Source organism: Pseudomonas sp. LTR0 (assembly GCF_036630035.1).
Classification (GTDB): Bacteria; Pseudomonadota; Gammaproteobacteria; order Pseudomonadales; family Pseudomonadaceae; genus Aquipseudomonas; species Aquipseudomonas putida_Y.
In genome coordinates this window covers 1,841,463-1,861,742 of the sequence record NZ_CP123734.1, presented here as the reverse complement: position 1 = coordinate 1,861,742, position 20,280 = coordinate 1,841,463, and the positions used below count along the sequence as shown (strand labels likewise).

The 20,280-nt window shown below is 64.3% G+C and carries 13 protein-coding genes; 8 read left to right on the top strand and 5 right to left on the bottom strand.

Going from position 1 to position 20,280, the window contains the following annotated elements; all coding sequences use genetic code 11:
* Window positions 1-11 precede the first annotated feature (11 nt).
* The 6 genes from QCL51_RS08480 to QCL51_RS08455 all read left to right on the top strand — a co-directional run bounded on the left by QCL51_RS08480 (window position 12) and on the right by QCL51_RS08455 (window position 9,028).
* A complete protein-coding gene (locus tag QCL51_RS08480) occupies window positions 12-1,442 on the top strand; it encodes a lytic transglycosylase domain-containing protein (protein ID WP_021783277.1) in 1,431 nt (476 codons plus the stop codon).
* A gap of 219 nt (window positions 1,443-1,661) precedes the next feature.
* On the top strand, window positions 1,662-3,491 hold the full coding sequence (locus QCL51_RS08475) for an extracellular solute-binding protein (RefSeq protein ID WP_198554906.1): 1,830 nt from the start codon (window positions 1,662-1,664) through the stop codon (window positions 3,489-3,491).
* Window positions 3,488-5,323 (top strand): extracellular solute-binding protein, encoded by a 1,836-nt coding sequence (locus QCL51_RS08470; protein WP_021783279.1) that lies wholly within the window; start codon window positions 3,488-3,490, stop codon window positions 5,321-5,323. Before QCL51_RS08475 ends, QCL51_RS08470 begins: the two co-directional genes overlap by 4 nt.
* Window position 5,324: 1 nt before the next feature.
* Complete coding sequence (locus QCL51_RS08465; RefSeq protein ID WP_021783280.1) at window positions 5,325-6,398, top strand: microcin C ABC transporter permease YejB; 1,074 nt, start codon at window positions 5,325-5,327, stop codon at window positions 6,396-6,398.
* A 1-nt stretch (window position 6,399) separates the two neighbouring features.
* Entirely contained in the window at window positions 6,400-7,419 is a 1,020-nt protein-coding gene (locus QCL51_RS08460; RefSeq protein ID WP_021783281.1) for an ABC transporter permease, read from the top strand.
* Window position 7,420: 1 nt separating this feature from the next.
* Complete coding sequence (locus QCL51_RS08455; RefSeq protein WP_021783282.1) at window positions 7,421-9,028, top strand: ABC transporter ATP-binding protein; 1,608 nt, start codon at window positions 7,421-7,423, stop codon at window positions 9,026-9,028.
* Between the two features lie 85 nt (window positions 9,029-9,113).
* On the opposite strand, the gene QCL51_RS08450 is transcribed toward QCL51_RS08455, so the two are convergent.
* A complete protein-coding gene (locus QCL51_RS08450) occupies window positions 9,114-9,398 on the bottom strand; it encodes a hypothetical protein (RefSeq protein ID WP_238090219.1) in 285 nt (94 codons plus the stop codon).
* A 41-nt stretch (window positions 9,399-9,439) separates the two neighbouring features.
* Here QCL51_RS08450 and QCL51_RS08445 point away from each other — a divergent pair, with 41 nt between their 5' ends.
* A complete protein-coding gene (locus tag QCL51_RS08445) occupies window positions 9,440-12,370 on the top strand; it encodes an aminotransferase (protein WP_338444745.1) in 2,931 nt (976 codons plus the stop codon).
* Between the two features lie 817 nt (window positions 12,371-13,187).
* The gene (locus QCL51_RS08440; RefSeq protein WP_021785494.1) at window positions 13,188-14,093 is read left to right on the top strand and encodes a LysR family transcriptional regulator; all 906 of its coding nucleotides are present in this window, start codon (window positions 13,188-13,190) and stop codon (window positions 14,091-14,093) included.
* Window positions 14,094-14,156: 63 nt separating this feature from the next.
* Here QCL51_RS08440 and QCL51_RS08435 read toward each other — a convergent pair whose 3' ends face one another.
* From QCL51_RS08435 to kdpB, 4 genes are all read right to left on the bottom strand, one after another.
* Window positions 14,157-14,852 carry a response regulator gene (locus QCL51_RS08435; protein WP_021785493.1) on the bottom strand — a complete coding sequence of 232 codons (696 nt, stop codon included), beginning with the start codon at window positions 14,850-14,852 and terminating at the stop codon, window positions 14,157-14,159.
* Window positions 14,849-17,503, bottom strand: a complete 2,655-nt coding sequence (locus tag QCL51_RS08430; protein ID WP_021785492.1) for a sensor histidine kinase KdpD — start codon at window positions 17,501-17,503, stop codon at window positions 14,849-14,851. The genes QCL51_RS08435 and QCL51_RS08430 overlap by 4 nt, the downstream gene beginning before the upstream one ends.
* A gap of 155 nt (window positions 17,504-17,658) precedes the next feature.
* On the bottom strand, window positions 17,659-18,210 hold the full coding sequence (gene kdpC, locus QCL51_RS08425) for a potassium-transporting ATPase subunit KdpC (RefSeq protein WP_021785491.1): 552 nt from the start codon (window positions 18,208-18,210) through the stop codon (window positions 17,659-17,661).
* Between the two features lie 10 nt (window positions 18,211-18,220).
* Window positions 18,221-20,275, bottom strand: coding sequence for a potassium-transporting ATPase subunit KdpB (kdpB, locus tag QCL51_RS08420; RefSeq protein ID WP_021785490.1), 2,055 nt, complete (start codon window positions 20,273-20,275; stop codon window positions 18,221-18,223).
* Window positions 20,276-20,280: the final 5 nt, after the last annotated feature.

Here is a 20,280-nt window from a genome sequence, read left to right as displayed (position 1 = left end):
TGTGTCAGCCGATGTCTTCCCGTAGCCGCAGAACCTCTCATTCCGTCGCCCTGACGCGCCTGGCCCAAATCAGTGCGCTGGCCTTGGCAGCCACGCTGGTGGGCTGCCAGAGCACCCGTCAGCTCGACGAATCCGATAGCGTTCGCGCGCACAACTACCAGGCGCGGATCAAGCACAAACCTTCCCCGCTGCTGGTCAAGCCGGCCGAGCAGGCACCGCAGGATGTCTGGGAGCGCATGCGCCAGGGCTTCGCCCTGCAGGACAGCATCGATGTCAACCCGCGCATCGAGCAGCAGCGTTTGTGGTTCGCCAGCAACCCGTCCTTCATAGAGAGCGCCGGGGAACGTGGCAGCCTCTACCTGCACTACATCGTCGAACGCCTTGAAGAACGCGACATGCCGCTGGAGCTGGCCCTGCTGCCCGCCATCGAAAGCGCCTACAACCCCATGGCCTACTCACGCGCCAGCGCTGCCGGCATGTGGCAGTTCATGCCGGCTACCGGTCGTCACTTCAACCTGCGCCAGACCAATTTCTATGACGGCCGCCGCGATGTCACCGCGTCGACCAACGCCGCGCTGGATTACCTGACCCGCCTGCACGACATGTTCAACGGCGACTGGCTGTTGGCCCTGGCGGCCTACAATGCCGGCGAAGGCACCGTCAGCCGAGCCATCGAGCGCAACGAAAAGCTCGGCCTGCCGACCGACTACTGGAACCTGCCGCTGCCACAGGAAACCCGCGACTACGTGCCCAAGTTGCTGGCGCTGTCGCAGGTGGTGTCCACGCCAGAAGCCTATGGCATCAATCTCACCCCGATCGCCAACGAACCGTACTTCGAAGCGGTGGCGATCAAAGATCGCCTGGACCTTACCCGGGTCGCGGCCTTCGCCAACATCGACGAGGACGAGCTGATCCAGCTCAACCCGGCATTCAAGAAGCGCATGACTGTCGATGGCCCGAAACAGCTGCTGGTGCCCACCGCCAAGGCGCAGTTGCTCAGTGCCAGCCTGTCCAACCTCAACCCCGAGCAGCTGGTCAGCCTGCAACCACCGAAAGCAGCGTTTGCCAGGGCTGTGGCTGAAGCCAAGGCACCGGTGGCGGCACGCAGCTACCGGGTCAAGCGTGGCGATAACCTGAGCGTCATCGCCAGGGCCAACCGCGTATCGGTCAAGGACATCAAGCGCTGGAACCGCTTGTCCGGCAACAGTCTGCGCGCTGGCCAGGTTCTGGCCCTGCGTGGTGGCAGTGCTCCGAGCGCCGCCGGCAACCGGGTCGCAGCATCCGGAAAGCGCTCCACCAAATACAAGGTGCGCAAGGGCGACTCCCTGTACCTGGTGGCCAAGCGCTTCAATGTGGAAATGAAGCACCTCAAGCGCTGGAACCCACGCAGCGGCCACGCCCTCAAGCCAGGCCAGACACTGACCGTCTACGTCGGGCATTGAGTCGTTACAGGGGCTGCTTTGCAGCCATTCGCGGGCACGCCCGCTCCCACAGGTTTTTCACAGCCCTGAAAGCCAGTGCCGTACCTGTGGGAGCGGGCGTGCCCGCGAATGGGCCTGAAAACCCAGCCACTGGAAAACCCCAGCCCCTCTCTTTTTCCAATCCCACCAAGCTGTTACTGTACTCGATCAAAGCCCAACGCCTCTGGATCGGATGCCGACTTGATACGTCCCCTCCTGCTGTCACTCAGCCTGGCCTTGAGCTTTCCCGCAGCCGCGATGGTGAGCGAAAGCCACGGATACGCGCAGTTCGGCACGCTCAAGTACCCAGCCACCTTCACCCACTTCGACTGGGTCAACCCGCAAGCGCCCAAGGGCGGCACATTGCGGGCCATGGCTTTTGGCACCTTCGACACACTCAACCCCTACACCTTCAAGGGGTCGAGCCCGATTACCACGCCCAACTTCCAGCAGTACGGCATCAGCGAGCTGAACGAGCCACTGATGGTAGGCACCGGCCAATACGACCCGTCTGGTGACGAGCCGACCTCCAGCTACGGCCTGATCGCCCGCTCGGTGGAATACAGTGAGGACCGCAGCTGGGTGGTGTTCAACCTGCGCCCGGAGGCCCGCTGGCATGACGGCCAGCCGATCACCTCGGCTGACGTGGCCTTCTCCTACCGCACGCTGCTCAAGGATGGCCACCCGATCTACCGCACCAACCTGCAGGAAGTGCAGCGGGTAGATATCCTCGGCCCGCTACGCATCCGCTTCGTGTTCAAACGCGCCGGCAACCCGCTGCTGATTCTGCGTCTGGGCGAAATGCCTGTGCTGCCTAAACACTACTGGCAGAAGCGCGACTTCAAGGCCACCACCTTCGAGCCCCCGTTGGGCAGCGGCCCCTACCGCATCACCCAGGTACAACCCGGGCGACGCCTGGTGTTCGAACGGGTGAAGAACTACTGGGGCAAAGACCTGGCGGTCAACCGTGGCAAGTACAATTTCAATCGGGTGGAATACGAGTTCTATCGCGACGCCACGGTGGCCTTCGAAGCATTCAAGGCCGGCGAGTTCGACATCTATATCGAGCACCAGGCAAAAAACTGGGCCAACGGTTACAACTTCCCTGCCGTGCGCCGGGGTGAAGTGATCAAGGCACAAATCCCGCACAGTATCCCCACGCAAACACAGGGCCTGTTCATGAACAGCCGCAGGGCCGCGTTCAGCGACCCGCGGGTACGCCAGGCACTGGGGCTGATGCTGGACTTCGAGTGGACCAACCGCGCGCTGTTCAGCAGCGCCTACCGCCGCTCGACCAGCTACTACCCCAACAGCGAGTTCGCCGCCAGCGGCCTGCCCACCGGCAAGGAGTGGCTGCTGCTGGCGCCGTTCCGTGACCAGTTGCCCGCCAAGCTGTTCAGCGAACCCTACAAGGTCAGCCACACCGATGGCCGGGGTATCAGCCGCCAGACCCTGCGCCAGGCCCTGGGCCTGCTCGCCGAGGCCGGCTGGAAACTGCACGGCCAGCGCCTGGTCAACAGCAAGGGCCAGCAATTACGCATGGAACTGCTGCTGGTAAACCCCAACCTTGAACGCATCCTGCAACCTTATGTCGAAAACCTGTCCAGCATCGGCATCGATGCGCGCTTGCGTACCGTGGACCGCGCCCAGTACAAACAACGCCTGGACCAGTTCGATTTCGACATGATTCTGATGACACTGAACCAGACCCTGAGCCCCGGCCTCGAACAGTGGCTGTACTTCCATTCCAGCCAAGCCACGACAAAGGGCAGCAAGAACTATGCTGGGGTCAAGGACCCGGTAGTCGACCACCTGCTCGACACCCTGCTCGCCGCCCGTACCCGCGATGACCAGGTCGCCGCTGCCCGCGCCCTGGACCGCGTGCTTTCATGGCACTACTACATGATCCCCAACTGGTACCTCGACAACCATCGCCTGGCCTACCGCAACCGGTTCGCCTTCGTCACCACGCCGCCCTACACCCTTGGGCTGAACAGCTGGTGGATCAAGACTTCGGAGAAAGCCCAATGACGCCAACGCACCGTCTGCGCCGGCTGGCAGGCAGCCTGTTGCTCGCCTGCCTGAGCCTTCCCGCGCTGGCCGCACCGCAGCACGCGCTCACCCTTTACGATGAGCCACCCAAGTACCCCGCCGACTTCAAGCACTTCGACTACGTCAACCCGGATGCGCCCAAGGGGGGCACCTTCCGCCAGTCCAGCTTCGGCGGCTTCGACAGCCTCAACCCGTTCATCAACAAAGGCGTGGCGGCCGAGAACATCGGCATTATCTACGACACCCTGATGCGCCAGAGCCAGGATGAACCGTTCACCGAATACGGCTTGGTTGCCGGTAAGATCGAAAAGGCTCCGGACAACAGCTGGGTGCGCTTCTATCTGCGCCCCGAAGCGCGCTTCCATGACGGCCATCCGATGCGCGCCGACGACGTGGTGTTCACGTTCAACGCCCTGATCAAGGACGGCGCCCCGCTGTACCGCCAGTACTACGCCGACGTTGCCGAAGTGGTCGCCGAAGACCCGCTGAAGGTGCTGTTCAAGTTCAAGCACACCAACAACCGCGAACTGCCGCTGATTCTCGGCCAGTTGCCGGTATTGCCCAAGCACTGGTACGAAAACCGCGAATTCAACCGCGGCAACCTGGAGATCCCGCTGGGCAGCGGCCCGTACAAGGTCGCCAAGGTCAAGGCCGGGCGCTCGGTGCGCTACGAGCGGGTCAAGGACTACTGGGCCAAGGACCTGCCGATCAACCGGGGCTTCTACAACTTCGATGTCATGACCTTCGACTCCTACCGCGACACCACCGTCGCCCTTCAAGCACTCAAGGCCGGGGCGTTCGACTATGCCCTGGAAGTCAGCGCAAAGAACTGGGCCACCGCCTACGACGTGCCTGCCGTGCGCGAGGGTCGCCTGATCAAGGAGGAGCTGCCCAACGGCAACCCCACCGGCATGCAGGGTTTCATCTTCAACATCCGCCGCCCAGTGTTCCAGGATGTTCGCGTGCGCCAGGCACTAAGCCTGCTGCTGGACTACGAGTGGACCAACAAACAGCTGTTCAACGGCGCCTATACCCGCACCAGCAGCTACTTCGACAACTCGGAAATGGCCGCCCATGGACTGCCCAGCCCCAACGAGCTCAAAATCCTCGAACCACTGCGCGGCAAAGTGCCCGAGCAAGTGTTTACCGAGGTCTTCCACAACCCGGTCAGTGACGGCAGCGGCATGATCCGCGAGCAACAGCGCCAGGCCTACAAGTTGTTGCAGGACGCGGGCTGGAAAATCGTCGACGACAAGATGGTCGACGCCCAAGGCAAGCCGGTAAGCATCGAATTCCTGCTGGCGCAGACCGAGTTCGAGCGCATCCTGCTGCCCTTCAAACGCAACCTTGCCGACCTCGGTATCGAGCTGAACATCCGCCGGGTCGACGTTTCGCAATACATCACCCGCCTGCGTTCTCGGGACTACGACATGATCGTCGGCGGTTATCCGCAGTCCAATTCGCCGGGCAACGAACAGCGCGAGTTCTGGTCCAGTGCCGCCGCCGACAACCCCGGCAGCCGCAACTTCATCGGCCTGCGCGACCCGGCCATTGACCAGTTGGTGGAACAGTTGATCAACGCCGACTCGCGCCAGAGCCTGATCGACCACTGCCGCGCCCTCGACCGCGTGTTGCTGTGGGGCTACTACGTGATCCCCAACTGGCACATCAAGACCTGGCGTGTGGCCTACTGGAACCACATCGGCCACCCGAACGTGTCGCCCAAGTACGACATCGGCATCGACACCTGGTGGATCAAGCCCGAGGTAACTCCGGCGGTCAGCGAAGACCCTGTGGACGAGGCCAACTGAGATGCTGGCCTACATCCTGCGCCGCCTGCTGCTGATCATTCCGACCCTGTTCGGCATCCTCATCATCAACTTCATCATCGTCCAGGCCGCCCCCGGTGGCCCGGTCGAGCAGATGATCGCCAAGCTCGAAGGCTTCGAAGGCGCCACCAGCCGCATTGCAGGTGGCGGCGCCGAGGTTTCCGTGGCCGGCTCCAACTACCGCGGCGCCCAGGGCCTGGACCCGGCGCTGATCGCTGAAATCGAGCGCATGTACGGCTTCGACAAGTCGCCACCCGAACGCTTGTGGATCATGATCAAGAACTACGCCCGGCTGGACTTCGGCGACAGTTTCTTCCGCGATGCCAAGGTGATCGACCTGATCGCCGAGAAGATGCCGGTTTCGATCTCGCTGGGGCTGTGGAGCACGCTGATCATGTACCTGGTGTCGATCCCGCTGGGGATCGCCAAGGCCGTGCGCCACGGCAGCCACTTCGACGTGTGGACCAGCTCAGCGATCATCGTCGGCTACGCCATCCCGGCGTTCCTGTTCGCCATCCTGCTGATCGTGCTGTTCGCCGGTGGCAGCTACTTCGACTGGTTCCCGCTGCGTGGCCTCACCTCCAACAACTTCGACGAACTGAGCACCACCGGCAAGGTGCTGGACTACTTCTGGCACCTGGTACTGCCGATCACCGCACTGGTCATCGGTAACTTCGCCACCATGACCCTGCTGACCAAGAACAGCTTCCTCGACGAGATCAACAAACAGTACGTGGTCACCGCCAAGGCCAAGGGCCTGAGCCGATCACGGGTGCTGTACGGCCACGTGTTCCGCAACGCCATGCTGCTGGTGATCGCCGGCTTCCCTTCGGCGTTCATCGGCATCTTCTTCACCGGCTCCTTGCTGATCGAGGTGATCTTCAGCCTCGACGGCCTGGGCCTGATGAGTTTTGAAGCGGCCATCAACCGCGACTACCCGGTGGTCTTCGGTACCCTGTTCATCTTCACCCTGTTAGGGCTGGTGGTGAAACTGATCGGCGACCTGACCTACACCCTGGTCGATCCACGCATCGACTTTGCCAGCCGGGAGCACTGACATGGCCTTGTCCCCCCTCAACCGCCGGCGCTTCGAGCGTTTCAAGGCCAACCGCCGTGGCTGGTGGTCACTGTGGCTGTTCCTGATTCTGTTCGGGCTGAGCCTGGGCGCCGAGCTGATCGCCAACGACAAACCGATCGCCGTCCGTTACGACGGCGAATGGTACTTCCCGGCGTTCAAGCGCTACCCGGAAACCACCTTCGGCGGCGAATTCCCGCTGGAAGCCAACTACAAGAGCCCCTACATCCGCGAACTGCTGGCGAAGAAAGACAGCTTCGTGCTGTGGGCGCCCATCCCGTTCAGCTACCAGAGCATCAACTATGACCTGCGTGTCCCCGCCCCTGCCCCACCTTCGGCGGACAACTGGCTGGGCACCGACGACCAGGGCCGCGACGTGCTGGCACGGGTGATCTACGGCTTCCGCATTTCGGTTCTGTTTGCTCTCACCTTGACCGTGGCCAGCTCCATTATCGGCGTCATCGCCGGCGCCTTGCAGGGGTTCTACGGTGGCTGGGTCGACCTGACCGGGCAACGCTTTCTGGAAATCTGGTCCGGCCTGCCTGTGCTGTACCTGCTGATCATCCTGGCCAGCTTCGTGCAGCCCAACTTCTGGTGGCTGCTGGGCATCATGTTGCTGTTCTCGTGGATGAGCCTGGTGGACGTGGTACGCGCCGAGTTCCTGCGCGGACGCAATCTGGAATACGTGCGCGCCGCCCGCGCGCTGGGCATGCGCAACGGGGCGATCATGTACCGGCACATCCTGCCTAATGCCATGATCTCGACCATGACCTTCATGCCGTTCATTCTCACCGGCGCCATCGGCACCCTCACAGCCCTGGACTTCCTCGGCTTCGGCCTGCCTGCCGGTTCGCCTTCCTTGGGCGAGCTGGTGGCGCAGGGCAAGTCCAACCTGCAGGCCCCGTGGCTGGGTATCAGCGCCTTTGCCGTGCTGGCGCTGATGCTGAGCCTGCTGGTGTTCATCGGCGAATCCGCCCGCGATGCCTTCGACCCGAGGAAGTGACATGAGTGAACAGAACCTGATCGAAGTGCGGAACCTGGCCGTGGAATTCGTGACCGGGGACCAGGTCAACCGGGTGGTGGGCGGCGTCAGCTTCGATATCCGCAAAGGCGAGACACTGGCTCTGGTGGGCGAAAGTGGCTCGGGTAAATCGGTCACCGCACACTCGATTTTGCGCCTGCTGCCCTACCCCCTGGCCCGCCACCCCAGCGGCAGCATCCACTACGAAGGCAAGGACTTGCTGCAGCAGAACGAGAAGACCCTGCAACGCATTCGCGGTAACCGCATTGCGATGATCTTCCAGGAGCCGATGACCTCGCTCAACCCGCTGCATTGCATCGAGAAGCAGATCAACGAAATCCTCCTGCTGCACAAGGGCCTGACCGGCAAGGAAGCGACTGCGCGCACGCTGGAGCTGCTGGATATGGTCGGCATTCCCGAGCCGCACAAGCGCCTCAAGGCCCTGCCCCACGAGTTGTCGGGCGGACAGCGCCAGCGGGTAATGATCGCCATGGCGCTGGCCAACGAGCCCGAGCTGCTGATTGCCGACGAGCCGACCACGGCGCTGGATGTGACCGTGCAGTTGAAGATCCTCGAACTGCTCAAGGAACTGCAGGCGCGGCTGGGCATGGCCCTGTTGCTGATCAGCCATGACCTGAACCTGGTGCGACGCATCGCCCATCGTGTGTGTGTGATGCAGCACGGGCAGATCGTGGAGCAGGCCGAATGCGCCACGCTGTTCAGCGCCCCGCAGCACCACTACACGCAGATGCTCATCAATGCCGAGCCCAGCGGGCTGCCGGCGCACAACCCGGTGGGCGCGCCGTTGCTGGAGGTGGATGAGCTCAAGGTCTGGTTCCCGATCAAGAAGGGCTTTCTGCAGCGCACGGTCGATCATGTGAAGGCGGTGGACGGGGTCAACTTCAGCTTGCCCCAGGGCCAGACGCTGGGCATTGTTGGCGAATCCGGGTCGGGCAAGTCCACATTGGGCCTGGCCATCTTGCGGCTGATCTCCAGCCAAGGCGGCATTCGCTTTCATGGGCAGAACCTCGAAGGGCTTAACCAGAAAGCGGTGCGCCCCCTGCGGCGCGAGATGCAGGTAGTGTTCCAGGATCCGTTTGGCAGCCTGAGCCCGCGCATGTGCGTGGCGGACATTGTGGGTGAAGGGTTGCGCATTCACGGCATTGGCACCGCGCAGGAACAGGAAGCGGCGATTATCGCGGCCCTGGAGGAAGTAGGCCTGGACCCACGCACGCGGCATCGCTACCCCCATGAGTTCTCTGGTGGGCAGCGCCAGCGCATTGCCATTGCCCGAGCGCTGGTGTTGAAGCCAGCGCTGATTCTGCTGGATGAACCCACGTCGGCACTTGACCGCACCGTGCAGCGGCAGGTAGTGGAATTGCTGCGTAACCTGCAGCAAAAGTACAACCTGACGTACCTGTTCATCAGCCATGACCTGGCGGTGGTCAAGGCGCTGAGCCACCAGTTGATGGTGATCAAGCATGGGCAGGTGGTGGAGCAAGGGGATGCGCAGGCGATCTTCCATGCGCCGCAGCATCCGTATACCCGGCAGTTGCTGGAGGCGGCGTTTTTGGAGGTTGAGGGTTCGTAGGGAATGGGTGGGTGTTCGCCTTGGTTCTTGCGGTGTTGCGGAGATCGAGCGCCGCCCGCGCGGCGCATCGCGAGCAAGCTCGCTCCTACATTTGTTTCGGGCCAGTATCGCCTGTGCCTGCGCGCGCGACCGCCTTGTTTGTTCCCCACGATGTCGAGTTGAGCGCCAAGGGGACGCGCGCGTCTGCCCCAGGAATAATTGGCCCGAAACAAATGTAGGAGCGAGCTTGCTCGCGATGCGCCGCGCGGGCGGCGCTCGATCTACGCAACACCACAAAAACCAAGGCAGGCGCCTTGCCGCCCTGACGCAATGCAGCAGTGATCAATTTTTCTGACAATAATCGTCTTCCATCATCAGCCGGATCGGGCATAAATTCTCCACCGTCACCTCCCAGTACCCACGGTAGAGCCCATGTCCAGCCCCCAACCCCAGCCCGCTTCCCCCGCCCTGGCCACCCTGATCCAGCGCTCCGGCCTGCCCAGCCCAACGCTGAGCGAAGCCCAGGCACACGCTGTGCTGCAGGCCCACTACGGCCTTGCCGGCAACCTGTCGCTACTGGGCAGCCAGCAAGACCTGAACTTTCGCGTGGTCACGCCGCAAGGTGGCTATGTGCTGAAGGCCTGCCACGGCAGCTATGCCCAGCTGGAGCTTGAAGCCCAGCACGCCGCCCTGGCCTTCCTGCGCGATCAAGGCTTGCCGGTACCCGCCGTGCGCTCAGCCCACAACGGCATGGGGCTGCTGGAACTGGACATCGACGCGCAACCACTGCGCCTGCGCCTGCTCGATTACATCGAAGGCCAACCGCTGACCCGCCTCAAGCACATGGAGCCACGCCTGATGGCCGAGCTGGGCGGGCTCTGTGCAAAGCTGGACAAGGCGCTTGCCCATTTCGACCACCCAGGCCTTGCGCGCACCTTGCAATGGGACCCGCAGCATGCCGGGGCACTGATCGATCACCTGCTGCCGGTGCTGCAGGACAGCGGGCTACGCGCCCGCATCGAACACGCCACGCGACAGGCCAACGAGCGCTTGATGCCGCTGGTCGATCAACTGCCCAGTCAGGCCGTGCACCTGGACATCACCGACGACAACACCGTGTGGGCCCGTGATGCCCAGCGTCAGTGGCAACTGCAAGGCGTGATCGATTTTGGCGACCTGCTGCGCACCTGGCGTATCGCCGACCTGTCGGTGACCTGCGCTGCGCTGTTGCACCACGCCGAGGGCGACCCGCTGCGCATCCTGCCAGCCGTGCAGGCCTACCAGGCGCTCAACCCGCTGACCGAGGCCGAACTGCGCGCCCTGTGGCCGCTGGTACTGAACCGCGCTGCCGTACTGGTGCTGAGCAGCGAACAACAGCTAGCCGTCGACCCGGGCAACCAGTACACCCGCGACAACATTGCCCACGAATGGGAAATTTTCGACACGGCCACCGCCGTGCCTTTCGCCCTGATGGAGGCGGCCATTCTGCAGGCTGCGGGCCTGCAGCCCGCGGCGCCGCACTTGAACGGCTGCGCCCCCCTGCTCCCCGAGCTGGCCGGGCAGGCTGTCACACGGGTGGACCTGGGGGTACTCAGCGAACACTTCGAGGCCGGTAACTGGGAACAACCCGGTTACGATCAGCAACTGCTGACCTCGCAGGCCGCACCGGCCTGCAGCCTGCACGGGCAATATCGCCTGTCGCAAACCCATATCGACCGCCCCGAAGAGCCAGCCACCTGCGCCCTTGGCGTCGAGCTGCATGCGCCCAACGGCAGCCCTGTGCAAGCGCCAGCAGCCGGCACCTGGCAGCGTCATGGCGACGGCCGTGGCTGTCTGCGCACCGTGCACTGGGCTTTGTGGCTGCAAGGCCTGGAAGACGCACCGGCAGACGGCCAGGCCGTGGAAAAAGGCCAGCCGCTGGGCAGCAGCGGCAGTATCCTCAGCGTACAACTGTGCCTGGATAACAGCATCCAGCCCCCCTTCTTCGCCACGCCGTCACAGGCTGCTGCGTGGCTGGCCCTGTGCCCGTCGCCAGCCACATTATTGGGTTTCGATTGCGATGCCGAGCCACTACCCGATCCGCAAGCGCTGCTGGCCCGCCGCGATGCCAGCTTCGCCCGCTCGCAGAAGCACTACTACGCGCAACCGCCGCACATTGAGCGCGGCTGGCGCAACTACCTGATCGACATGCAGGGCCGTTCCTATCTGGACATGCTCAACAACGTCGCGGTGCTGGGCCATGGCCACCCACGCATGGTTGCCGAGTCGGCGCGGCAGTGGTCACTGCTGAACACCAATTCGCGCTTCCATTACGCGGCGATCACCGAGTTCTCCGAACGCCTGCTGGACCTGGCCCCCGAAGGTTTCGACCGGGTGTTCATGGTCAACAGCGGCACCGAGGCCAACGACCTGGCGATTCGCCTGGCCTGGGCCTACAGCGGCGGGCGCGACCTGCTCAGCGTGCTGGAGGCCTACCACGGCTGGTCAGTGGCTACCGATGCCATCTCCACGTCGATCGCCGACAACCCGCAAGCCCTGGAAACCCGCCCGGACTGGGTACACCCGGTCGAAGCACCGAACACCTTCCGCGGTCGTTTCCGCGGGGCCGACAGCGCCGCCGACTACCTGCAAGACGTCGACGCCAAGCTGGCCGACCTCGACGCCCGTGGCCGTCAGCTGGCGGGCATCATCTGCGAACCGGTGTACGGCAATGCCGGCGGTATCTCGCTGCCCGCAGGCTACCTGCGCGCAGCCTATGCCAAGGTCCGCGCCCGCGGCGGGGTGTGCATCGCCGACGAAGTGCAGGTGGGTTATGGCCGCCTGGGCGAGTACTTCTGGGGCTTCGAGGAACAGGGCGTGGTGCCGGATATCATTACCATGGCCAAAGGCATGGGTAACGGCCAGCCACTGGGCGTGGTCATCACCCGTCGCGAAATCGCCGAGGCGCTGGAGGCCGAGGGCTACTTCTTTTCCTCGGCCGGAGGCAGCCCGGTCAGCTGCCGCATCGGCATGGCGGTGCTGGATGTCATGCAGGAAGAAGGCCTGTGGGACAACGCCCGCGACACCGGGCGCTACTTCAAGGCACGCTTGCAGGCGCTGGTCGACAAGCATCCGCTGGCCGGTGCGGCGCATGGTTCGGGCTTCTATCTGGGGCTGGAGCTGGTGCGCGACCGCGACACCCTGGAGCCGGCCACCGAAGAGACCATGCTGCTGTGCGACCGGTTGCGGGATCTGGGTATCTTCATGCAGCCAACTGGCGACTACCTGAACATCCTCAAGATCAAACCGCCGATGTGTACCAGCCGGGCCAGCGTGGATTACTTTGTTGATTGTATTGACCGGGTGCTGGGTGAAGGGCTGTAGGGTTTTGGGTTGGGGTGTTGGGCTTTAGAGGTTCAGCGCCTGTTAGATCGAGCGCCGCCCGCGCGGCGCATCGCGAGCTGCGCTCGCTCCTACGTTTGTTTCGGGCCAATCATTCCTGTGGGATTTGTGCGCGAACGCCTTGGCGCATGGCTCGATATCGCGTCGTACAAACAAGGCGGTCGCGCGCGCCTGCCACAGGCGTTACTGGCCAGAAACAAACGTAGGAGCGAGCGCAGCTCGCGATGCGCCGCGCGGGCGGCGCTCGATCTAACAGGCGCTGAACCTCTACCGCCATACAGGCGGCGCTCGATCTCCCAGGCGACGCACCTCTACCGCCATACAGGCGGCGCTCGATCTCCCAGGCGACGCACCTCTCCCACCATACCCTCAAGGCCACACCGCCCGGCATGACGCTGCGTAATGGCCGGGTGTGTTTGCCGTGGGTTTTAGGGGGTGGCAGAAATCGAGCGCCGCCCGCGCGGCGCATCGCGAGCTGCGCTCGCTCCTACGTTTGTTTCTGGCCAGTAACGCCTGTGGCAGGCGCGCGCGACCGTTTTGTTTGTACGACGCGATAGCAAGCCACGCCCCAAGGCGTTCGCGCGCAGATTCCCCAGGAATGATTGGCCCGAAACAAACGTAGGAGCGAGCGCAGCTCGCGATGCGCCGCGCGGGCGGCGCTCGATCTCCCAGGCGACGCACCTCTACCGCCATACAGGCGGCGCTCGATCTCACAAACACCGAATACTTCAAACCCTACCCTTCGCAATCCCATCCATTACTATTCGCTCACAACGCCCCAACATCAGGTTCACCGAACATGGCCTTCTCCAGCGACTCCCTGGCAATTTTCCTCGCAGTGCTGGACGCCGGCTCGTTCTCCGCCGCCGCCCGCAAGCTGGGCCGCGTACCTTCAGCCGTGAGCATGGCGATCGCCCAGCTTGAGGCCGAGCTGGACCTGCCGCTGTTCGACCGGGCCACGCGCAAGGCCCTGCCCACCAGCGCGGCCCTGGCCCTTGAACCCCAGGCCAGGCAGGTGATCTGCCAGCTCAACCTGCTCGACGCCCAGGCCCTGCAACTGCACCAAGGCCTGGAAAAACGCCTGACCATCGCCATGGCGCCCGAGTTGCAGACCGGCCCCTGGAACCAACCGCTGGAAATCCTCGCCCAGGCATTTCCCAGCCTGGAAGTCGAGGTACGTTCGGCCACCCAGACCGAGGCCATTCGCCTGCTGCATGACGGCAGTGTGCAATTGGCCCTGGTGTTCGAACGGCCCGGCATCGACGAGCGCGAGTCATTCCTCGAAGCCGGCAGCCAACTGCTGGTGGCCGTAGCGTCACCGCGCCATCCGGCCGGGCAGAACAGCGGTACGCCACTGCCGGAGGAGGCCTTTGCCGAACAACGGCAGATCATCGTGGCCTCGGGCAAGGCCACCGGATCGGACCCGCGCATGGTCCTGTCCCGGCGCATCTGGCTGACCGACAGCTACCTGGCCACGCTGGACCTGGTGCAGTCCGGGCTGGGCTGGGCCTACCTGCCGCAGCCATTGGTTGAACCGCTGATTGCCTCGGGCGCACTCGCCGAGGTGCGCTTCGACAATATGGCCAGCCGACTGCGCTTGTGGGTAGACATTATCTGGATCAAGTCGCGCCCGTTGGGCCTGGGCGCGCGGCGCTACCTGGAAGTCATGCGCCAGCTGTTCGAGAAGGAACCCCCCAGGGCCTGATATCCCTTGTGCGAGACCCTGCCCAGCAGGCGCCCGACGAACCCTTTGGGCTGTGGGAGCGGATTATGCTGTCGGCGCTACCAACCTGTACCCAACCCCCGCCTCGGTAATGATGAACCGCGGCGCCGTGGGGTCATCGCCCAGTTTCTGTCGCAGATGCCCGACCACGATCCGCAGGTAGTGGGTATCCTCCGCATGGGTAGGCCCCCAGATATCCTTGAGCAGTTGCTGCTGGGTAATCACCCGCCCGGGGTGCCCGGCCAACAGCGCCAGCAACGCATACTCCTTGCGTGTCAATGCCACCTCCACACCATCGAGCGTCACCCGCCGGAAGGCAAAATCCACAGTCAGCGGCCCAAAGCAGGCCGCCACTTCCGAGCCGCCAGCTTGTGGCACCTGGCGCAGCAAAGCCCGCACGCGCGCGAGAAACTCCTGGATACCGAACGGCTTGGTCACATAGTCATTGGCGCCACCATCCAGCGCATCGACCTTCTGCACTTCACTGGCACGCACCGACAACACCATCACCGGCACTGCACTCCATTCACGCAATTCACGCAGTACCTGCTGGCCGTCCATGTCCGGCAGCCCCAGGTCGAGCACCACCAGATCCGGCTTGCCCAGTGCCGCCTGGGCCAACCCTTCGGCACCGGTGGCTGCCTCCAGCACCTTGTAGCCTTGCGAGGCCAGGCTGATACGCAGGAACTTGCGGATCTGCGGTTCATCGTCGATGACCAACAGGGTAGCGGACTGGCTCATGGGGTTTCGCTATCGGCTTCAGGTTGAGGAGGCAGCGGCAAGCATAAAGTGATGCTGGTGCCTTGGCCATCAATGCCTTCGCCCACCAGAATCTGCCCGCCATGGGCACCGATCATGCCCTGGCAGATAGCCAGGCCCAGCCCGGTACCCTGCCCACCGCGGTCACCACGGGCGGCGGTATAGAACATGTCGAAGATCTTCTCGCGGTCGGCCACGGGAATGCCGGGGCCCTGGTCGCTGACGGTCAGGCGCAACTGGTCGTCATGCACGGCCACCTGCAGCTCAAGCCGACCATTGGCCGGCGAAAAGCGTGCGGCGTTTTCCAGCACGTTGACCAGCGCCTGCTCGATCAACGCCGCATGCACGAACAGCAATGGCAGCTCGGCCGGTACGTCCGTGTGCACACGCAGCGGCGCCAGCACCACCCGCAAGCGGTTGAGCGCACTGCCGACGATGTCCGCCGGGGCCACCCAGTCGCGGGCCAGCTTGAGGCCGCCATGGCCCAGGCGGGTCATGTCCAGCAGGTTCTGGATGTAGCGATCAAGACGCTCGGCCTCGTTGCGGGTGCCTTCCAGCAACTCGCGGCGGTCTTCAGCCGGAATCGCGTCGCCCAACGCCAGCAGGCTGTCGATGCTGCCACGCATGGCGGTCAACGGCGTGCGCAAGTCATGGGATACGGAGGCCAGCAGGGCACTGCGCAGTTGCTCGGTTTCGCCGTGCAGGCGTGCGGCTTCCAACTGTTCAGCCAAGCGTGCGCGGGCCAGGGCCTGGGCCAAGGGCTGGCCAAGAGCAGTGAGCAGGCGCCTGCGAGGGTCGCTGAGCGGCCGCCCGGTGCGCGGGCGCACGCCCAGCAACGCCAGAGGCTGCTCGTCCACCGCCAACGGCCACCACCACCAGCGGCCTTCGGGCAGGGTATCGCTGCCGTGGCCAGCGGCCTGCACGTGCTGCCAGGCCCAATCGGCAGCAGCCCGTTCGGTGTCGCTGAAAGTGTGGGCTTCCCCACTGGCCACTTGCAACTGGCCTTCGGCGTTGCGCTCCAGCAAGCACACCTGGGTGTCCTGCCAGCCGCCCAGGTGCTGGCCGGCAGCCTTGAATATGGCTTGGCGATCGGTGGCTACCGTCAACCGGCGAGACAGGTCGAGCAACTGGCTGGTCTGCGCCTGGGTCTCGCGCAGCGCCTGCAACTGCCGACGCTGACGCGCGGCCAGGTTGCCGGTGAGCGCAGCCATCAACAGAAAGAACACCAGCGTCAGCACATCTTCTTCGCGCTGAATGCTGAACGAGAAGTTGGGCGGTATGAACAGGAAGTCATAGACCAGGAACGACAGCGCAGCGCAGGCCAGCGCAGGTCCCAGGCTACTGCGCACCGCCACCAGCAGCACCGCCGCCAGGAACACCAGCGAGATATTGGGCAATGCGAGCACACTGGACACCGCCCAGGCCAGGCCCGCAGCCATCACGGTGGCCAGCAGCGCCAGCAGGTAATGACGCCACACCCACACCCGCCGCACCGCCGAACGCGGCGCTGGCGGCTGCACATCACGGTCCAGCACGTTGATTTCCAGGCCATGACTCTCGCGCAGCAGCCGCGCCGCCACACCGGTGCCGAACAAACGCCTGCGCAGACGGTCACGGGACTGCCCGACCAGCACCAGGCTGGCCCGCCGCTCGGCAGCATGCTGAATCAGCGTGCGGGCCACTTCACCAGCACGCAGCAGCACCACTTCCCCGCCCAGTCGCTCGGCCAGTTGCTGAGCGGCCTGCAAACGATGCCGTGCGGTTTCGTCACGTAGCCGGCCGTTGTCCACATGCACCAGGCTCCAGGGCAGGTGGCGACGCTGGGCCACGCGGCTGGCATGGCGCACCAGGCGTTCGGCCTGGTCGTCACCGTCTATGCCCACCAGCAACCGGCCGCGCAAGGCCGGCGCTTCCTGGCCGCGCTGACGATAGCCGTGGGCCAGGTCGGCATCGACCTGAGCAGCGGCGGTCTGCATGGCCAGCTCGCGCAGGGCGGTGAGGTTGGTTTGCGAAAAGAACGCATCAATGGCCGCCCGAGCCTGCTCGGGCACGTACACCTTGCCTTCACGCAGGCGTTCGAGCAGCTCTCGCGGTGGCAGGTCGATCAGCACCAGCTCGAAGGCTTCCTGCAGCACCCAGTCCGGCAGGGTCTCGCGCACCTGCACGCCGGTAATGTCGCGGACCTTGTCGTTGAGGCTTTCCAGGTGCTGGACGTTGACCGTCGTGAATACATCAATGCCAGCGGCCAACAGTTCCTGTACGTCCTGCCAACGCTTGGCGTGGCGGCTGCCGGGGGCGTTCGTGTGGGCCAGTTCGTCCACCAGGGCCAAGGCCGGCGCGGCCCGCAGCAGGCCGTCGAGGTCCATCTCCTCGAGGGTGACACCGCGATACTGGCTGCGCAGTAGAGGTTGCTGTTGAAGGCCCGCGAGCAGCACCTCGGTTTCAGCGCGGCCGTGGGTTTCGACAACGCCGGCCAGCACCTTCACGCCCTGGCGTTGCTGGGCGTGGGCGGCCTGAAGCATGGCGAAGGTCTTGCCGACGCCAGGGGCGGCGCCGAGGAACACCTTTAGCCGGCCCCGGCCATTTCGCGGGAGGTTGGCCAACAGCGCATCGGCGCGGGTGGAGTCACTCATGTTTCATCCTTCAGAAGGGACGGCGGTCGACTGATGGCCAGCTTTCCAGGCCTTCGCGGGCAAGCCCGCTCCCGCAGGAAATCGCCCACTTCGAAAGGAGCGCTGTTCCTGTGGGAGCGGGCTTGCCCGCGAAGGGCCGCAAAGCGGTCCCAGTATCAGTGGCTCAGTTGCTCAAGCGCCTGGTTCAACGCCAGCACATTGACCACCGGCGGGCCGATCAATGGGTGGAGGGTGGCCTGTTCCAGCAAGGCTTGCAAGCGCTCGACCGGCAACTGCCGTGCCGCCGCCACCCGCGGGATCTGATAGGCCAATGCCTCCGGTGGCAAGTGCGGGTCCAGGCCGCTGCCCGAGGTAGTCAGCAGCGCCTGCGGCACTGGCCCTTGCTGTGCCTGATACAACGCGGCCGCATCGCTCCTTACCCGCTCAGCCAGCGCCGGGTTGCTCGGCGACAGGTTGCTGGCGCCGCTGGCCACGGTCGCGTAGGCACCTGCCGAGGGCCGCGAGTGGAACCAGCCATCGCCCTGGAAGTCCTGGGCGATCAATGCCGAACCCCGCACCTGCCCTTGCGCATCGCGCACCAGGCTACCGTTGGCCTGGTTCGGGAAAGCGACCTGAGCAATACCGGTCACCGCCAGCGGATACAGGGCGCCAGTCACCAGGGTCATCAACAAAGCCAGGCTCAATGCCGGGCGTAGATAAGCAGTCATGGTGGCCTCCTCAGACCAGGTTCAGGGCATTGAGCAGCAGGTCGATCAGCTTGATCCCGGCAAACGGCACCACAATGCCACCCAACCCGTAGATCAACAGATTGCGCCGCAACAGGTGCGCCGCACTCACCGCCTGCACGCGCACGCCACGTAGCGCCAGCGGGATCAGCACGATGATGATCAGCGCGTTGAACACAATGGCCGACAGGATCGCGCTCTGCGGGCTGGCCAGTTGCATCAGGTTGAGTACGCCCAGTTGCGGGTAGATGGCAGCGAACAGCGCCGGCAGGATGGCGAAGTATTTGGCCACATCGTTGGCAATGGAGAATGTGGTCAGCGCACCACGGGTGACCAGCAGCTCCTTGCCGACCTGTACTACGTCCAGCAGCTTGGTAGGGTCGCTGTCCAGGTCGACCATGTTGGCGGCCTCCCGCGCAGCCTGAGTGCCATCGTTCATGGCCATGCCTACGTCAGCCTGGGCCAGCGCCGGGGCGTCGTTGGCACCGTCGCCACACATGGCAACCAGGCGGCCGTCATTCTGCTCCTGGCGAATACGCGCCAGCTTCTTCTCGGGCGTGGCTTCGGCCAGCACGTCATCTACCCCCGCTTCGGCGGCGATGGCAGCTGCAGTCAGCGGGTTGTCGCCGGTCACCATCACCGTGCGGATGCCCAGCTTGCGCAGCTCGGCGAAGCGCTCGCGGATGCCAGGCTTGACCACATCCTTGAGGTGAATCACGCCCAGCAAGCGCTTGTCGACGCACACCAGCAACGGTGTGCCGCCACTCTGCGCAATGCGTTCGACTTCGCGGGCCAGCGCCGCCGGCATTTCCAGGCGTTGCATACCGACGAATGCCAGCACCGCATCGACGGCGCCCTTGCGGTAGCGGTGCTGCTGGAAGTCGATGCCCGACAGGCGTGTCTCGGCACTGAAGGCCACCGCTTCGAACTGCCCGGCAGGCGGCTCGACAAAGTCGTGCAACTGGCGCAGGTACTCGACAATCGACTTGCCTTCGGCGGTGTCGTCGGCCAGCGAGGCCAGCAAGGCGCCCTCCCCCAGTTCCTTGGCGGTAATGCCCGGTGCCGCATGCAGTGCGCTGCAGCGGCGGTTGCCGAAGGTGATGGTGCCGGTCTTGTCGAGCATCAGTGTATGCACGTCCCCGGCCGCCTCGACGGCGCGGCCCGAGCGGGCAATGACATTCAGCCGTACCAGCCTGTCCATGCCGGCGATACCGATAGCCGACAGCAGCCCGCCGATGGTGGTGGGGATAAGCGTCACCAGCAGCGCGGCCAGGAAGATCAGCGGCAGGCTGCCACCCACGAAGTGGGCGAACGGCTGCAAGGTCACCACCACGATCAAGAAAATCAGGGTCAGGCCGATCAGCAGGATGTCGAGGGCTATTTCGTTCGGGGTCTTTTGCCGCTTGGCGCCTTCGACCAGGGCGATCATGCGGTCCAGGGTCGACTCGCCCGGGTTGCTGGTGATGCGGATAAGCAGCCAGTCGGAGACCAGCCGCGTGTTGCCGGTCACCGCCGAGCGGTCGCCACCTGATTCGCGTATTACCGGCGCGGACTCACCGGTAATGGCGGCCTCGTTGACGGCCGCAATGCCTTCAAGTACCTCGCCGTCGCCGGGGATCATTTCGCCGGCGACCACGCGTACCACATCATCCTTGCGCAATGCGCTGGCAGCCACCGTCTCGTAGCTGCCATCACGCTGGCGACGCTGAGCGGTCAGGCCCTGGCTGCCGGCCTTGAGGCTGTCGGCGCGGGCCTTGCCCCGGCCCTCGGCCAACGCCTCGGCGAAGTTGGCAAACAACACGGTGAACCACAGCCATAGGGCGATCTGCACCGCAACGCCGGTGCTCACACCGCCGCCGGGCGCAAAGCACAGCACGGTGGTCAGTACTGCGGTCAGGGCCACCACCAGCATTACCGGTGAGCGCTTGAGCTGACGCGGGTCGAGCTTGACGAACGCCTGCACCAGCGCCGGGCGCCACAGCGCGGCGAAGCGGGTCTGGTCCTTGGCGCTGTGCCGGCTATTCACTTCAGGAATGGGCATGTTCATGATCG

Bases quoted from the DNA above. Each gene is read 5' to 3' on its own strand.
- kdpB (WP_021785490.1), bottom strand. From the start codon at position 20,275: ATGAACATGCCCATTCCTGAAGTGAATAGCCGGCACAGCGCCAAGGAC.
- QCL51_RS08450 (WP_238090219.1), bottom strand. From the start codon at position 9,398: ATGCCCGATCCGGCTGATGATGGAAGACGATTATTGTCAGAAAAATTG.
- QCL51_RS08480 (WP_021783277.1), top strand. From the start codon at position 12: ATGTCTTCCCGTAGCCGCAGAACCTCTCATTCCGTCGCCCTGACGCGC.
- QCL51_RS08445 (WP_338444745.1), top strand. From the start codon at position 9,440: ATGTCCAGCCCCCAACCCCAGCCCGCTTCCCCCGCCCTGGCCACCCTG.
- QCL51_RS08470 (WP_021783279.1), top strand. From the start codon at position 3,488: ATGACGCCAACGCACCGTCTGCGCCGGCTGGCAGGCAGCCTGTTGCTC.
- QCL51_RS08440 (WP_021785494.1), top strand. From the start codon at position 13,188: ATGGCCTTCTCCAGCGACTCCCTGGCAATTTTCCTCGCAGTGCTGGAC.
- QCL51_RS08465 (WP_021783280.1), top strand. From the start codon at position 5,325: ATGCTGGCCTACATCCTGCGCCGCCTGCTGCTGATCATTCCGACCCTG.
- QCL51_RS08460 (WP_021783281.1), top strand. From the start codon at position 6,400: ATGGCCTTGTCCCCCCTCAACCGCCGGCGCTTCGAGCGTTTCAAGGCC.
- QCL51_RS08435 (WP_021785493.1), bottom strand. From the start codon at position 14,852: ATGAGCCAGTCCGCTACCCTGTTGGTCATCGACGATGAACCGCAGATC.
- kdpC (WP_021785491.1), bottom strand. From the start codon at position 18,210: ATGACTGCTTATCTACGCCCGGCATTGAGCCTGGCTTTGTTGATGACC.
- QCL51_RS08455 (WP_021783282.1), top strand. From the start codon at position 7,421: ATGAGTGAACAGAACCTGATCGAAGTGCGGAACCTGGCCGTGGAATTC.
- QCL51_RS08430 (WP_021785492.1), bottom strand. From the start codon at position 17,503: ATGAGTGACTCCACCCGCGCCGATGCGCTGTTGGCCAACCTCCCGCGA.